We start from the raw sequence: 1378 nt of genomic DNA on the forward strand, positions 1-1378 counted from the left end.
AGCCAAATTACGGAGTATATTTCGTTTTACAACATGGAACGTTTCCAAAACAAACTGGGCGACCTCTCCCCGATTGAGTTTCGGGAAAAAGTCGCCGCTTAATAAAATCTCTTTTTTTAATGTCTACTTGACGGGGCTATGACCAGGGGTTGGTCTCTTTTTTGTTAATCTTGTTTGTGATGTTGTAAGATTAAATTTGAAATTTATTGCGTCTTTCTTCAATTGAACTGCGTATACAGTTTATAGTTACTTTTAATGTTGGATAGGAGTAGTGAGGATGACAGAGATGGAATCACGACAACAGCTGGAGTCGCAGCTTCAAGAGATTTTGAAATGGGAGAAAGAGCAGAAGGATGTCATGTTCTGGGAGAAGCTCGGTAGAATTCCTTTCATGCTGCTGGATCGCCTCACGCCCAAGGCTGTTCAAGAGAAAATCGGAAACGCCTTGAATGAGGTAGGCGGATTTATTCAGAGCGGCGGGAAGCATCTGGTTCGCGAGAAGGCGGTTATGAACGTTCTGGCACAGGCAGCGGGATTGGAAGGTCGGAATGCGGTTTCCGGTTCTTCCGTAAAGTCCGCTCAGGAGGAATCCATTGAAGATGAGAACGAAGAGGGGGTGGCGTCGACTTCCGGGCTTACGCTGGCATCTGCCGCGAAGCTGCCGCTCCAAGTCATGGATACTGCAGCGGATACGCTGACGGTAAAACGAGTCAAATTCGCCGCAGCGCAAGGAGCAGCCACGGGAATCGGGGGGATATTTACGATAGCGGCCGATCTGCCGATGGTGCTCGGTCAATCGCTTAAGGTGCTGCAGGAGATGGCGCTTTGTTACGGTTATGATCCGAACGATCCCCGGGAGCGGGTGTTTATCGTGAAGTGCTTGCAGTTTGCATCTGCCGATATCGTGGGAAAAAAAGCGGTGCTCGAGGAACTTGCCACTTTTGATGATGAACAAATGACAGAGCAGGTATTCTCACAGCTGCAGGGCTGGCGTGAAGTCGTTCAGTCTTATACCGATAACTTCGGGATGAAGAAGCTGTTTCAGCTGATCCCGATCGCCGGGATTGTATTCGGTTCGATCAGCAACAAAGGGACGATCAGCGATGTGGCCGAAGCGGGGAAAATGCTGTACAAGAAGCGGCGTCTGAATTACCGGCTTAAGAATATGGAATATCCCCTGTAATCGTGTAGTCCTCCTGATAAAATGACAAAAAAAGGGTTGCCCACCTTATGAAGTGCTCCCTGTCAAGTAGACAGACTAAAAAAGCAAAATCATTAGCATTCAATATCCCTTCGGTTATCAAGACTGAGGGGATTATTTTTCTTAGTTAAGCTGCTCGTCGATATTCGTTAGGGGATAAGCCGTTTAGTCGTTCGG

At 47.8% G+C, this 1378-nt stretch carries 2 protein-coding genes; both read left to right on the forward strand.

Features of this window, described 5'->3' with window-relative positions:
* Positions 1–102: IS3 family transposase (locus ACPV3A_RS37645; RefSeq protein WP_426205007.1), on the forward strand; the 102-nt coding region annotated here is incomplete at its 5' end.
* A 175-nt stretch (positions 103–277) separates the two neighbouring features.
* A complete protein-coding gene (locus tag ACPV3A_RS37650) occupies positions 278–1183 on the forward strand; it encodes an EcsC family protein (RefSeq protein ID WP_194541409.1) in 906 nt (301 codons plus the stop codon).
* Positions 1184–1378: the final 195 nt, after the last annotated feature.

This window comes from Paenibacillus sp. Dod16, from assembly GCF_049893405.1.
In the GTDB taxonomy this organism is placed as follows: Bacteria; Bacillota; Bacilli; order Paenibacillales; family Paenibacillaceae; genus Paenibacillus_AQ.